Below are 14,283 nucleotides of genomic sequence, written 5' to 3' on the forward strand. Positions count from 1 at the left end.
ATCTTTGCTCAAACTACTTGCTAATGGACTATCAAGAAATATTATCAGCCATTCGCGCCTTACCCTCGCACCAACAGGCGAACCTGATTGCAGAATTAACGGGGAACGAAAGTGCCCCCGACTACCTATCATTACGCAGAAACCAACTGATAAACAAGCAGGTTGGCTGTCCTCATTGCGGAAGCCTAAGGTTTTACAGATTTGGCAAGGATAAGGGCAGCCAACGCTTTAAATGCAGAGCTTGCAGTCGAACATTTACGGAGTACACGGGCACATGGCTAGCTGGTCTGCATAAGAAAGAGCTTGTTAATGATTACCTTGAACTGATGCATAAGTCCATGTCATTGGATAAAATAAAGTTTGCTCTGAGCATTAACAAGAAAACCGCCTTTGATTGGCGTCATAAAGTGCTTTCCTCTCTCGAAGAGGTAAGGAAGGATGATTTCAACGGGATTGTTGAGAGTGACGAAACATTCTTTTTGCTGTCAGAAAAAGGGAAAGAACAGCAAACAAGGAAAGGTCGCAAGCGAGGGGGTAGCTCCTCTTCAAGAGGTGTTTCCAAAGACCAGGTGGCTGTAATCGTGACGTCTGACCGTAAGGGGGCGATGGATATGAAGGTGGTCACCCTCGGGCGCATCAGCAAAGCTGACATCGAGAACGCCATTGGGAACCGAATTGAAAAGGACTCCATCCTATGCGCTGATGGGCACGTAAGCTATAAGGGCTTTGCCAAGGATAACCAGCTTTCATTGGTGGTGCTACGCGCAGACCTTAAGCAATATGTTAAGAATGGCATCTATCACATACAAACCGTAAACTCTTTGCATAATCGAGTGAAGAAGTGGATTGACTCAACGTTTTGGGGCGTCTCCACAAAATATCTTCAGAACTATTTAAACTGGTACAGAGTACAGCAAGCAGTCAAGAGCTCGCTTAGACCTACAGAAGAAGTCGTAAAGTACACAACACTTGACCTTTTAAGTCTTACGAGATACCGAACAATTGGAGAGAAATATCAAACGTTAAAAGCAACGCACTTATAAACTACAGCCTTAAGAAACTATCAACAGATTATGAAGAATTATGGCAAATGTTAGAACTTACAAGACCATATTCACTTGACAAATATATTAATAGACATGGACAAATAAATGAAATCAATAATATCCCTGCAAACAAGACTTACTTATTAGGGTATATTATTGAAGATAAGCTAAATGAGATTGTTCAATTCGATCCTTCTAATGGAGAAGCCTTAATGTTATTAAAAGAAAGAAAGGAGTGGCTTGAACAAGGCAAAAGAAATCAAATGTCCTTTCTTACATCAGACCATTTGGATGTATATGTTGCAACATCAATGCGATTGGAACATGAATACCTCCTGATCAGCAAGTTGGTTAACCTAATCTTTAATTCTGATATTTTAAAACCTCTAAATATCAGATGGTTTGACCCTACCCAGGCTTATTGTGAAAATAGGATAGATAAGGGATTATCCGAAGCATTGATGTTGAAAAGGGCAAAACTTACTCTATATCTTGTTCAGGAATCTGACACTTTTGGTAAAGACTCAGAACTTGCTTCAACCCTTGCTCAAGGAAAGCCAGTTATTGCATTTGTGCCAGAAGGTAATAAGGAATATGTTGATTCGTTGCTGGAAGAATTGCACCGATTAAATCCATCTGTTTCTGAACAGGAGATAATATTAAGACAATTGAAAATTTTTAATCCGAATCTTGCATGGGAAGTTGAAAACCAAGAATTAAGAAACTGGATAGAAAATCCCGAAAAAGCACCAATAGAGAACCTCAAAGATCTTTTATACAGTACTGTAGAACAAACTTATAATAAACGTGCAAAAACATTAAAAGAAACACATCCCCTAGGTATCCAGGTTAGTTTACGCACAGGTGTTGCAAATGGCGTACTTGTTGTAAGAACTATTGAGGACTGTTCCAGACTAATCGAAACAATTTTATTAAATAAAATGAGTTTTAAAGTTGAAAAATTACCAGAACCTAATGAAGAATATCTTACTTTAGTCGAGGATATTTCTAAATCCATTTTCCGAGTTAAAACCGGTGACGAAATTCTGACTAATTCTTTCTGGAATTTTTATCTAGAATGAATGTTTAAAACCCTTATACAATGAGCAAGGACAAAAATCAATTAAACAAACCTACACCATATGATGTTGGTCGATATGGTGGATTGTCAGGTAAACCTGGACACACAGGTGGATCAAGAGAGAAATCACCTTATGATCTTAATTCAACAAGATCAGGGAACAGATCTCACCTAACGAGAAGTCCTCATTCTAAATAATTAGGCTCACATTAATAATTTATTCAAACGAAGAGTGTAGTATCGTTTCTACACTCTTCGTTCATTATTAGGTTTAAAGGTGATGAGAATCTGTAAAATTGAAGATGCAGTTAAGGTCGGAAAAACTTTTAAATATAATTGGTACCGAGGACATTCCAGGGCCTATAACAATTTGAAACCCCGAATTTTCAGAGATGAATTTTACAGCCAGGGGCACCAAGCAATCTCACCCGATACAGAGTTTCAGTTTGTTTATGACTTCAAACGAATTGCCCCTGCCTTATATTCTGCTTTACCAGCCAACGATAACAATCTGGAATGGTTGATTTTAATGCAACACTTTGGAACTCCAACAAGGCTTTTAGATTGGTCCGAAAGCATTCTTGTAGCACTATTCTTTGCAGTCATTGACAATCCATCTGAGGATGGCGAGCTTTGGTCTATCTTTCCCCAGGAACTAAATAAGCTGTCGGAAATTGATGGATATCCCCAGCAAAGTCATAAATATCTGAAATATCTTTCAGATGCCCCCTTAATAGAAAATAAAATCAAATTAAAAGAAAGCCTAGAGATTACTACGCCGCCCAATTTACCGTTAGCGTTTTATCCAACGCTAAAATTTTCAAGAATGAATACCCAACAGAGTGCTTTTACAATTCATCCTGTACCATCAGAGGAAAATGATATCATCTCAAAACTTACTAACGATAAGCATTTATCCAGATACATCATTCCTAAAGAGACAAAATCAAATATCATTGAAGAATTAAACTGTTTGGGAGTTAGTTATCGAACATTGTTCATGGATCTTGACAATTTGTCTAAAGATTTGATAAGAAGATATCAGAATCCTGCATGGAGCTGTTGGGGGCAACCGGATCAACCAAACTTTGATTCCATCCTGTAACCTTTCGGACGGAATTGATACTAGCGACTAGAGTAATGTGACTTATGCGAATCAAGGGTTAAAATATTAAAGAAATGAATGCTGCGGAGATTTTTCCGAAAACATGAACCAATAATCCGGCAGTTGAACGAGTTTTAGAAGCCCTTTGAAAGTCAGTTTTTTCGATGAGCCAGTTAAATAAAGCCTCTATAGGTTGCCTGATTGTGGATACGGCTTTGGAAAACAAATCATTATAAGCTCTATCAAAATTCTTTTCCCAGTTTGATTGATTTTGCACTCCCTTAATTGGAGTAAGCATCAACGAGTTCTTTGAATTAGCCAGGTTGTTGAAATAGTCAACGTTATGGTAGATTTTATCTCCATAAAAAGTTCGGTTTTCGATATTCTCCCATGCATTTTTAAAAACATTCAGATCATTCTCAGATGCAGCAGTAACAAGAAGTTGTTCCGGGTAAGGTAATTTTTTAGGATGTTTAAAAGCCAGTGCGTGAAGTTTCAAACCAAAGTAGTACATGGCTTTTGTAGAACAATAACCTTTATCAGTGATTTCACGAGCTACTTTACCAACGCGTTTACCAGAACATGTAATTATTGGAAGAGAATCCAATACACTTTCATTGTCTGAGCATGTAACTGGTTTATACTCCGCCAACAAAGAGCCAGCGAATAGCTTGAAAGCTTCAGAAAGCCTATTTAAACGGTTATTAAATGCGGTGTAGGAAGGCAACTTTGGAAACCAGGAACGCAAATAATCATTGGCAAATGAATGGATCTGCTTGATCTTCACTCGCTGTTCCTGATTGACACAAAACAAATAAATGGTCATAATTTCCTGATCTGAAAACGCTGGTTCATCATTGTTGCTAAACCGCATACAAGAAAATTTTAGTTCATTCTCGTACTTTTCGCAAACTTGAAAGTAAATTTTGATTAATTTGTCTGCCTTAACCTGAGATATCATATCTTAAGTGGTGTAGTGGTATATTCCACTAAGATACTGATTCTCAGGTTATTAATAAAATATATTATTCATAACTTGTTAACAATCAGATTGTTAACAACTGCTTACTAATTTAACTTCAACCCTTGATTCGCATGACTTAATACCATTTATGGCAATTTGTCAGCAGTGATTAGATTATTAGATGTTAAACCGAAACCAAGTTAATTCAATTTTAACTATTCGTGTATCTCTATCTTAATTCTTGCGCCATCAATAGTAACTTCAACCGCCATCCATTTCTCTAAAGACTCGATCTTTTTAAACCATCCATCATAATCAAGACAATTGTCGATTATTTCTAAAATGATAATCTGCTTAATGTGATCATAATCGATCCTCATTTTGTCAAACACACATAAGGGTTGCAATTGAGAAAAATGCTTGGAAGGTTCAATCGTATCTGCTAGACATAAAAGGAATAATAACCCATGTTCTTTTTTTTTCAACCTTTTTTCATGGTGGTTTATGATTATTAAATCTATCAAACCGCTTCTCGTATATAATTCTAGATCCTCCTCTTCAGTACAAAACCAAATGTTATGGGCTATAATGATACTTGCAATGTGTTTATACCAATCAATATGGTCTGAAGACCAGTGCAGCCCCTTGTAAGAAAAGTCTGTTTTATCAAATGGCAAATTATCTGATTTCGCATTAGATTTAGCTGCCCTTATAGCTTTGTTGAGGTTTTTTATCAACCGATCATAAAGTAGAAGGCCTCCAATAATCCCATGATTTAGAAAATGGCGTTTCTTCCTGCAATAATTGAAATAATTTTTAACAACGCAAGAACTGTGAGGGTCTTCTTGAAAATCATGTAAACCGTTATTAGTGATCTTGAGATTAGATTTTAATCTACTAAGTGAATATTCATCAGGTGGAAATCTATTTTTGTCATTTTCAATATAGTACCCATAATCATGGTATAAGCAACACAGATACCAAAAGTATTCAAATTTAGGTTTATGGGTTTGAGTCTCTAGAACAATTTCTTTAAGAAATAATCCAAGGAAAAAAGTTGAAAGTGTATGAATATTCTTAAATCTATCGTAATTAAGAGTTGGATCAATTACTGCAAATTTATTCCCAGTATTGAAATAATTATTAACGAATCGATTTGCAATTGCTTCATCGGAAAATGGGAACTGATCAAAGTTCATATTGTGGTAATACTTCCAACTTCCACTATTAAATAACTTCTTATAAATCGAATGGAAAGTTTCCATAAGCACTTTTTTACAGGCATTTAAAAGTAGTTATTCCTGATCAAATAATAGAATCAAATCAAAATATGTGCTTATTCACTTTAAGTTTGATCCAGGATCCTAGGTTTGTTATATTATCGACAATTTTTTATTCAAAAGGCTATCGTGTTTAACTTTAAAAAAATAAAACCTTCTGTATTCCTACGCCAGTAAGGATTTTGAGTTTTGTCCTTTGGAAAAGTTAATTTCAACTGTACTTTTAAAGCGGCTCACGCGAATTTCTTAAAGCGTGAGAACCCATGAAAAAGAACCGGAAAAAGAAAAGTAAAAAAAGAAAAAATACAAGAACCCATTTGCCGTTGAAAAAGTGGCAACTGATCCTTAAAGAAATAGCAACTAACTGCCTTGCCAATTGGATTTATGAATTATTGAAACTCTTATTGAAATTGTTATTTCATTATTGGGCTTTTTATCAAGGATTCCAATTGATCACGAACTGAATTTAACCTTAAATTCAGCTCAACCTTCCTGTTAAACTGCTTACAATTGGCAATACTAGCCTTTAGTTTTTCAATTTCTTTTTCAAGTGTATAAAGCTGTTGCTTATACTCAACCAAGTCCCTCAATGACTTATTTGCCATCTTTGGGGCTCCGGAAAGTTGATTGCAAAAATCATGATATACTGCATCAAGGTTTCTTTTTAGATTTAACGAGTATTTATTCTCATTTGACTGAAACCAATCAGTCCTGAATCTCCAATCAATGACTGAATTGTTTTCATTTAATGGGTGGGGATGCTTAACCGATGTTGACAAGTATATTTCTGTGTCTTTTTCGATGATGAAAATAATATTGTAAGGAATCGCTTTGTCAATGAGTTCCAGAAGTAAAGGTATCTCCTCTTTAATTTTCAGTTCAACCTTGAAAATTTGAATTTCCTTGATTTCATCCGCTTTCAGATTTAAAGTTTGCGGCGATAGCTTGTATAACCAACTGATACGGGCAACAAGATTGGTTAACAATTTTTTCTGCTTCACATTGGAATATGATTCAAAGGCATTCTTTGGAATTACCTTGCCTACTCTGGCAGAAGCGGGTATATCAAATATGTCCATTCACCGCACTATTAAGAACGAAATTAGCTTAAAGTCTTCAATGCCTTTAAGTTTTTCCTGAAGCGCAGTTGTCCCTCCTGCCTTGAAGAGACTCAGGACTTCCTTTTCCTCTTCAGTGCGAAGGATTGAACCAATACTCTGCTTCAACAATGATGAATATGAGTCCATCCGGTGATAATCGTCAGTTTCAAAGGCTAACTCTTTGCACAGCTCAATCATTGGTTCACTTTTACCCTTACAAAGCAAACGCACAGCATCTAAAATCTTCTTGGATTCAACATGATTCAGGTAGAGTTCTCCGGAATTTTTAATGTAAACAAGATAAAAAGGATGAAGACGATTTAATTTATTGATATTGATGCCTGAGTTTATGTTTTTTAAAATAAAAACTACTCCTGATTGTAAATCTTCGGTTGACTGAACCACTGTATGTAATCCTTCCGGAATATGAGTAAGTCCGCCATAAGACTTAATAAAATTTGAAAGGTCAACACGAAAATCATTAAGACCCAGGTCTGTAATACTAACCCCTTCTCTCAGATCTTCCAGGTCAATGACTTCTTCCTGCAGTTTCCGAAGCTGAATCTTTCGATATTCCAGATCCTTTTCATTTGCATTCAGAATATTATCATCTCCGGTGCTGGCCATGTTACTGATTAACATCCGGCTTTCAACACGTTGCTTTAAATTAATATATGCATCAAGTGTAACATCCGGCCAAAAGTTAACCAATGTAATACTTGAGTTCTTTGAGCCTATTCGGTCAATACGGCCAAAACGCTGAATAATCCTTACCGGATTCCAGTGAATATCATAGTTTACCAGAAAATCACAATCCTGTAAATTCTGGCCCTCTGAAATACAATCAGTCGCTATCAATAATTCTATCGAGTCATTCAATCCGGGATACACCAGTTCTTTGTCCTTTGACAGTGGTGAAAAACAGGTAAGCAAAGGATTTAAGTCAGCCGGAATACTTTTTACATTACTGCTTTTCCGGGAACCGGTAATAACTGCCGTGTGAATGCTATATTTTTCCTTTATATGTCCCTGAATGTTTTCATACAGGTAATTAGCGGTATCCGCAAAGGCAGTAAAAACAAGTGCCTTTTGATTCCCATTGTTGAAGGGCTGGTTTATCTTATTGTCCAACAATGAGATAAGTTGTTGAAGTTTGTAATCATTCTCACCCCTGACATCAACAATATCACTCCATAATTTATTGAGTATCAACAAATCTTCACTTAGATCCTCCTTCCACCGTGTGGTATCCATATCAGCGATATAGACTTTTACTTTTCTACCAATTACATTTTCTTCATCTCCCCAATCAGCCTCCCAATCAAACTCTTCATCATCAAGTTTTGCCTGAATACCATCATATTCCCCTGTTCCTCCCCTGGCGATAGTTTTTAGAGCTTGTTCAATTTGGGTAATAATGCCCTCAAGTGTGAGCCTGAATGAATCCACCGAGCTTTCCAAACGTTTTAGCAAATTGATCCTCATGAGTACCTGGAGGCTTCTCTCACGGTCTAATTGAGTTAGCCTTCCTGACTTGACTGTTTTATCGTAAAGATCGGCATACAGCCCGATTTTGCTTTGAAGAATGTAGTTTAGAGGGGAGTATATAGACAAATTCAACAATGTCAATTTCTCGGCAATGTCAACATATGTAACTTCTCCGTTTTTCGTTAAAGGACTTTGAATTGAAACCGGTTTATTACGCTCAGGAAATTTTCCGATAGCAGTAGTATCGTAATAAGTAGTAATGTGCTTTCTGGACCTTGCGATAGTTAAAGAATCGAGAATCTCAAAGAAGTCAAAATCAAGCATATCCAACAACTTTTCCGTTGTTCTTTCTGCTGCATCGTATCTACTCCAGACATTAAATGCCTGTTGTGCTTTCCGGAAAATAAGATCGATTCCTTTATCGGTATCTAATTTACTATCAATTATTGTAGGATCACCTTCATAGGCCAAAGCTAATTGGTTCCTTAAGTCATTAAATCGATTGTTTACTGGTGTTGCTGAAAGCATGAGTACTTTAGTTTCAATACCTTCCTGAATAACCTTCCTCATCAGACTTTGGTATCTGTTTTCCTTTCCGGAATTGGGATTGTTATTCCTGAAATTATGCGATTCATCAATAACAATAAGACCATAATTACCCCAATTCACTGTTTCAAGATTGCGGCCATTACTCATACCTCGACTTCGGGTAAGGTCTGTATGGAATAATACATCATAGCGAAAACGATCGCCTGATAAAATATTGTTCTTATCGTTGTGTCGATATGTATTCCAGTTTGCTTCGAGTTTTTTCGGACAAAGAACCAAAATATCTTTGTTCCTCATTTCATAGTACTTGATTACACCAAGTGCTGAAAAGGTTTTGCCTAATCCCACACTATCAGCCAATATGCAGCCTTTGTATTTTTCCAACTTATTAATGGCTCCAATAACAGCATCCTTTTGAAAGTTGTAGAGCTTACTCCAGATCAGCGTTTCTTTGAATCCTATCTGGTCATTAGGCAGGTTATCCATGGATATATCTTCCAGGAAGTCATTGAAGATATTGTAAAGAGTAATGAAATAGATAAACTCAGGACTATTCTCATTGTAGGCACTCTCAAAGTAATCCTGCACTTTGTGGGTTACATCCTGTAGGTCTTCCTCATTTTCCCAAATCTGATTGAACCATTCAAGAAACGCTTTACTATCGGGGTAGTCAGATTTCTGTATAAGGGTTGGAAATCCTTTTTTTTGGGTAATCCCTAGGTCTGATGTTGTAAAACTACTCAGATTTGAATATGCAAATTCCTCCTGATTCCAATTCTTAACATGAATCATTCCATTGATTGGCAGGTTCTGGTGCTTATTCGATTTAAAAACAACCTTCTCTTTTACCCACCTGGAGCACTCTCTGGCAATAGCTCTTTGGTTAAGCTGATTCTTTAATCTAAGCTCAAATTCACCCCCACATAGTTCAGATTCCTTATAAATGTGAGGGATATAAAACAGTCGGGTATGTTTAGTAAAGTTTTCTTCAATGAAAGTTGGAGAACTGAAAACAAATCTCAGTTCATCAATCTTTTCTAATTCCTTCTTAAGGGCTTCGAATGCATAAATAGAAAAGGATGAGGCGGCAATGCACAATTTGCTTCCCTTTCGAATGCTTTGTTTTAGATCATCTCCAAGACGGGTATTTATGTTATCTATTAGCTTCATTAGATTTTTAGGTTGCTAACAAAATTCTGCGTCGCATTTATTAGTCTAACCATAGCTGATACAATGTTATCTATAATCTCTCCCCATTGCTCTACGGGACTTTTGTATCCTCCATCATTGAAGTCTTTTCTGATGCTACACACCCTATATCCTTCAAGGTCTGCCCAATTTAATTCAGACCCAAACGATTCTTCTATCACTAGTTGATTTATCTTCAACTTATTAAGTATGTTCAAATTCTCTACATCCTGCCCTTTGCCCCTATCAATTCTAAGTTCAATCCTGGTTGAAAATTGATTTACCCAATAAACATAGGTAAGGCCTTTAACTCCGGCAGTAGCCCCAATCCATGCATCCCGCCCTGATGCAGTAATTAATGAGAATAATTTCAAATTCTGCTTAATGGACAATGCCAATAATTGATCCCAGAATGCTTTTCTTAAATCATCTTGTTTTGAATGCTCCTTTTTAATTTTCCCAATTTGTTTGGATTCTTCGCTCGGGCCAGAGATTACAGTTAGCAGGGGTGCGGGATTACTTTCACCAATCTTAATGGCTTGTAATTTTATCAAGAAAAAATCGCAACCATTATCACCTTCATTCAACCAGGCAATTGCATTTATATGCTCTTGTTTAGGTGTTTCAACAATCCAGATTGCAATTTTAGCTTCGAATGAAGTTAAATAGGTTATTAACTTGCCTAGATGGTCATGATTGCTGGCCCCGAATTGATTTTCAATCACAACGATATCACCAGATGCAGTCTGAGCTTTTATATCAAGGCTAAAGTTACCGGTTGATTGTTCCCGTTCAGCATTCGATAGCTCAATTCCAATAGCCTCACCTAATGCATCTATATTTTCACATAGCCAGGGAGTCAGATTCTTATCTTCGTATTTAAATGCATCCTTGATCGGGATTCTTAAAATTTTCTCAATTTTGGTCATAATGGTTGTACTATTTCGATTAATCTTGAAAAACTACTTACCTTCTCAAACCTCACCTCATTGCCACTTATCTCCTTAAAATGCTCTGTTGCGCAATGGATTTTAAGTTTCTCTATTTCCCTTAAATCCATATCCGAATCGGAACCTTTTGTTTCTGTTACAAAATATATGTGGCGGACCTTTTCTTTATCAAACACAATGGCCCAGTCCGGACTGTAGTTTGCAACGGGGGTGGATATGTAAAAGCTCTTGGGCAGTTTAGCATAAACAACTACCTCAACACTGTTTTCAAGTGCTTTCGCGAAATCAGATTCAATTTTTGAATCAGAAGTAAGGTAATCGTAGATGTGCTTCTTTAAGAGGTCGGTATTACGAAGAGCAAATTTATCGTTCGAGAAAACTGTTTTGGCGTCATGCCTCTCTTCAATTTTGTGATAGACAATGTTATTGATGATCAGGCTTGCCTTTACTTCATTAATCAGCTTACTGCATTTGGCAATAAACTCTTCCGGATTTTTCCTCAGTAACAAGAACTTTTCTTCTTTAATCGCTTGTAGAATTGCAACAATGGTATTCCGGGTCAGATTAGTCAGTACTTCAATTTCTCCAACAATATCATAAACGGCATTGGTGTAAAGATCGTTTTTCAACTTAAGGTATTGACGTTCCGATTCTTTGACCAATACCCCTTCTTCCATCTGTTCCTTTGTGCCTTCCTGTAATTCCCCTGTTTTCACTTCATAGACCCTGTCTCCAATGTTTAGCTGGGCATTGATACGGATTTTACTGTCATTGATCAGCTTGTCTGTGTCAAACTTTACTTCGTAAATGGTTTTCAGGTTTATTTTCTCCCAAAGTTCCTGAAATTCCTTCTTTTTGAAATTCTTGTTTGGATTCAGCACAATTGTTTGCCTTTCATCTTCCGGTTTGAATACTTCACCGGTATATATGGCCTTTAGTATTTTACCAATTGATTCCCTGTATGGTTCAAGGTGCTCTGGCAAAGGCATTTTGTTTTGTTCAATAAGTTCCCTTCCTTCGGTGGTTATCTTGTCATTTTCGTCAATAACATCATTCATATAAAGCAGTTTATTGAGTTTTTTAGCATCCTCTTCAGTAAGCCGATGCTCTTCGTCTTTTTCATTGGTCACTAATTTTCCAACAAAATATTCTACTTCTGCCTTTTGTGGTCTGTCTTTGAGAGTCGCAGCAATTTCACTCTGCAACCCCCTGGCAAAGGTTTCATAGCTTTCCGAAGCAACTACAGTGAGTTTATTTATTTCATGAACCTGATCGCCTACTGATTCAAAATCAAGCCGGTTTCCGTTCTTGTTTACGCATAGCCGCATACCACGGCCAACTTCCTGTCTTCTTCGTGTCTGGCTTCCTCCGTCTGCATTTTTTAATGCACATATCTGGAATACATTGGGGTTATCCCAGCCCTCTTTCAAGGCGGAGTGCGAGAAAATAAACCTGGTGGGTTCCTCAAAACTCAGCAATCGCTCCTTATCCTTCATAATAAGGTCAAAGGCCGAAATATCATCAGAGTCTTCACTGCCTCGTTTTACAGAAGGATCAACCAGTTTGTTTTTCTTATCAATGGAAAAATATCCTTCATGAACTCTATGGGCTTCATCCCGTTTCAGATATTCCCCATAATTCGTAGGCATATATCCCTTATGAACTTTTCCGGGATCTGAATCTTTCAAAAAGTCATTGTACTCCTGCTGGAACAGGTCAAGAAAATCATTTCTTACACTATTATACTCTTCTTCAAAGATTCTGGCATATTCACCAAGGGCCTGTTCACCTGTTTCATCATATACACGGTATTTCTCCACCGAATCAATGAAAAACAAGGAAAGTACCTTAATACCCTTTTCAAAAAGCTGTTTTTCCTTTTTCAGGTGCGACATGATGGTTTCACGTATCTGTACCCTGCGGAAGGCATTTTCATCTTTATCATTGAGAATATCACCCGGATAAATATCCTGCCCTGCTACAACAATCTTATTCTGGTAGCCGTTTATTTCTGTAATTGTTTGATTTTTATAAGCCGGGATATTGCCTGATAACTCGTAAAGATTTGCACTTTCAGCCAATTTCTGACGTACTTTCTTTACTCCCTCACCGACTCGCTTCTCAAACTCAACAACTGCATAGGGCGGTTTTGTAGTACTCAGGCTGATCTGTTCAAGATACAAATACCCCGTGGTTCCGGTTGAGCCTTTCAGATTAATCCCTTTAACCTGTATTTTCTTTACCAATCGTTTATTATAAGCATCCAGCGCATCCAAACGAAAAACCTTGTTATATTCAACTTTGTGGGTAGCAGAGTAACGCAAGGTTAACAAAGGATTGAAGTCCTGCATATTCTTCAATGTCTTTTCACCATCCACTGATTGTGGCTCATCAATAATCAGTATAGGATTGGTTTGAGCAATAATGTCTATAGGCTTTCTGGTGCCGAATTGATCAAGCTCCTGGTAGATTCTCCGTGCATCTGCGCCGCTGGCATTAAATGCCTGGGTATTGATGATCATTACACTGATCCTGCTGTCTGAGGCAAAGTTTTCAATATCCTGTGGTCTGCCGGAATTGTATATAAAAGGATTAATCTTATGCCCGTATAATTCCTGAAAATGATCCTGGGTAACCTGAAATGATTTAAATACACCTTCGCGTATGGCAATGCTCGGCACGATTACGATGAACTTACTCCAGCCATATCGTTTATGCAGTTCATACATTGTCCGGATATAGGTATAGGTTTTACCAGTGCCTGTTTCCATCTCAATGGTAAGGTTATATCCCAGTTTTACCCCATTTGGCCGTTCAATCTGCTGGCTTTCACGCAAATCGTTATCCTTCTGGACTTTGCGAATATTTGAAAGAACATGATCTTCGGTTATTTGTAATAAACTATTCCTGTAACCTATTTCCTCTTCAATATCGTATTCAATGGTTATTGCGCCTGTTGATGCTTGCTTTGCCTTCCGGATAAGTTCTTTGCTTCGCTCCAGCGTAAACCGGTTTGTTTTGAGTGGTTGCCCGTCAAAACAATCAACAACGGCTTTCACGGCCTGTATCTGGAAGTCTTGTTCTTTAAATTGTAGTTTCATGCCTGTTTGATCAAATTCGATACTTTAAAACCAGATGCTGTTATCCTGTACTTTTGATTCCTGTCATTGAGGTTTTCAGGAATGGCAAATCCAGACCATCCTATTTCCTTCAAAGGGTCAATATGTCGTTTCCGATTTGTTGAATGTTTGGATAGGCCAATAGTTTGAAGTATTTCTTTACTTGTCTTTGGCCCTTTCCTTATCATATTTAGTATTTCTACCACGTTTTCACATATCTCCTCCTTTAGAATCCTGATTACTTGGTCACTTAGTTGGTCATTAACTTGGTTACTTACTTGGTTACCAGCTTGGTTACTATAATCTATAACATCATCTAATGTGCTGAATATTATATCAATAGCCTGGGTACTTACTTGGACACTAACCTGGTTACTTAATGTGGCAAGTGGATGATTTACCGGAAGTGCCAT

10 protein-coding genes are annotated in these 14,283 nt (G+C 37.2%); 3 read left to right on the forward strand and 7 right to left on the reverse strand.

The window, feature by feature from the left end:
* Positions 1 to 23 precede the first annotated feature (23 nt).
* From TBC1_RS10570 to TBC1_RS10580, 3 genes are all read left to right on the forward strand, one after another.
* Positions 24 to 1,043, forward strand: coding sequence for an IS1595-like element ISLesa1 family transposase (locus TBC1_RS10570; RefSeq protein ID WP_062040413.1), 1,020 nt, complete (start codon positions 24 to 26; stop codon positions 1,041 to 1,043).
* Between the two features lie 47 nt (positions 1,044 to 1,090).
* Positions 1,091 to 2,128, forward strand: a complete 1,038-nt coding sequence (locus TBC1_RS10575) for a hypothetical protein (RefSeq protein ID WP_062041934.1) — start codon at positions 1,091 to 1,093, stop codon at positions 2,126 to 2,128.
* A 279-nt stretch (positions 2,129 to 2,407) separates the two neighbouring features.
* Positions 2,408 to 3,232: an FRG domain-containing protein gene (locus TBC1_RS10580; RefSeq protein WP_062041937.1), complete on the forward strand. Its 825-nt coding sequence runs from the start codon at positions 2,408 to 2,410 to the stop codon at positions 3,230 to 3,232.
* Between the two features lie 58 nt (positions 3,233 to 3,290).
* Here TBC1_RS10580 and TBC1_RS10585 read toward each other — a convergent pair whose 3' ends face one another.
* The 7 genes from TBC1_RS10585 to TBC1_RS10615 all read right to left on the reverse strand — a co-directional run bounded on the left by TBC1_RS10585 (position 3,291) and on the right by TBC1_RS10615 (position 14,283).
* Positions 3,291 to 4,106 (reverse strand): transposase, encoded by an 816-nt coding sequence (locus TBC1_RS10585; protein WP_236695655.1) that lies wholly within the window; start codon positions 4,104 to 4,106, stop codon positions 3,291 to 3,293.
* Positions 4,107 to 4,411: 305 nt separating this feature from the next.
* Positions 4,412 to 5,461, reverse strand: a complete 1,050-nt coding sequence (locus TBC1_RS10590; RefSeq protein ID WP_062041943.1) for a hypothetical protein — start codon at positions 5,459 to 5,461, stop codon at positions 4,412 to 4,414.
* A 428-nt stretch (positions 5,462 to 5,889) separates the two neighbouring features.
* On the reverse strand, positions 5,890 to 6,555 hold the full coding sequence (locus TBC1_RS10595) for a DUF4391 domain-containing protein (protein WP_062041946.1): 666 nt from the start codon (positions 6,553 to 6,555) through the stop codon (positions 5,890 to 5,892).
* A complete protein-coding gene (locus TBC1_RS10600) occupies positions 6,556 to 9,783 on the reverse strand; it encodes a helicase-related protein (protein WP_062041949.1) in 3,228 nt (1,075 codons plus the stop codon).
* Positions 9,783 to 10,730 carry a DUF4268 domain-containing protein gene (locus TBC1_RS10605; protein WP_062041952.1) on the reverse strand — a complete coding sequence of 316 codons (948 nt, stop codon included), beginning with the start codon at positions 10,728 to 10,730 and terminating at the stop codon, positions 9,783 to 9,785. The genes TBC1_RS10600 and TBC1_RS10605 overlap by 1 nt, the downstream gene beginning before the upstream one ends.
* Positions 10,727 to 13,852 carry a type III restriction-modification system endonuclease gene (locus tag TBC1_RS10610; RefSeq protein WP_062041956.1) on the reverse strand — a complete coding sequence of 1,042 codons (3,126 nt, stop codon included), beginning with the start codon at positions 13,850 to 13,852 and terminating at the stop codon, positions 10,727 to 10,729. Before TBC1_RS10610 ends, TBC1_RS10605 begins: the two co-directional genes overlap by 4 nt.
* Positions 13,849 to 14,283, reverse strand: a complete 435-nt coding sequence (locus tag TBC1_RS10615; protein ID WP_062041959.1) for a Fic family protein — start codon at positions 14,281 to 14,283, stop codon at positions 13,849 to 13,851. The genes TBC1_RS10610 and TBC1_RS10615 overlap by 4 nt, the downstream gene beginning before the upstream one ends.

This window comes from Lentimicrobium saccharophilum, from assembly GCF_001192835.1.
Classification (GTDB): domain Bacteria; phylum Bacteroidota; class Bacteroidia; order Bacteroidales; family Lentimicrobiaceae; genus Lentimicrobium; species Lentimicrobium saccharophilum.

What these genes read in the sequence shown, in the direction of transcription:
- TBC1_RS10570 (WP_062040413.1), top strand. Translation starts at nt 24, where the DNA reads ATGGACTATCAAGAAATATTATCAGCCATTCGCGCCTTACCCTCGCAC.
- TBC1_RS10575 (WP_062041934.1), top strand. Translation starts at nt 1,091, where the DNA reads ATGTTAGAACTTACAAGACCATATTCACTTGACAAATATATTAATAGA.
- TBC1_RS10580 (WP_062041937.1), top strand. Translation starts at nt 2,408, where the DNA reads ATGAGAATCTGTAAAATTGAAGATGCAGTTAAGGTCGGAAAAACTTTT.
- TBC1_RS10585 (WP_236695655.1), bottom strand. Translation starts at nt 4,106, where the DNA reads ATGCGGTTTAGCAACAATGATGAACCAGCGTTTTCAGATCAGGAAATT.
- TBC1_RS10590 (WP_062041943.1), bottom strand. Translation starts at nt 5,461, where the DNA reads ATGGAAACTTTCCATTCGATTTATAAGAAGTTATTTAATAGTGGAAGT.
- TBC1_RS10595 (WP_062041946.1), bottom strand. Translation starts at nt 6,555, where the DNA reads ATGGACATATTTGATATACCCGCTTCTGCCAGAGTAGGCAAGGTAATT.
- TBC1_RS10600 (WP_062041949.1), bottom strand. Translation starts at nt 9,783, where the DNA reads ATGAAGCTAATAGATAACATAAATACCCGTCTTGGAGATGATCTAAAA.
- TBC1_RS10605 (WP_062041952.1), bottom strand. Translation starts at nt 10,730, where the DNA reads ATGACCAAAATTGAGAAAATTTTAAGAATCCCGATCAAGGATGCATTT.
- TBC1_RS10610 (WP_062041956.1), bottom strand. Translation starts at nt 13,852, where the DNA reads ATGAAACTACAATTTAAAGAACAAGACTTCCAGATACAGGCCGTGAAA.
- TBC1_RS10615 (WP_062041959.1), bottom strand. Translation starts at nt 14,283, where the DNA reads ATGGCACTTCCGGTAAATCATCCACTTGCCACATTAAGTAACCAGGTT.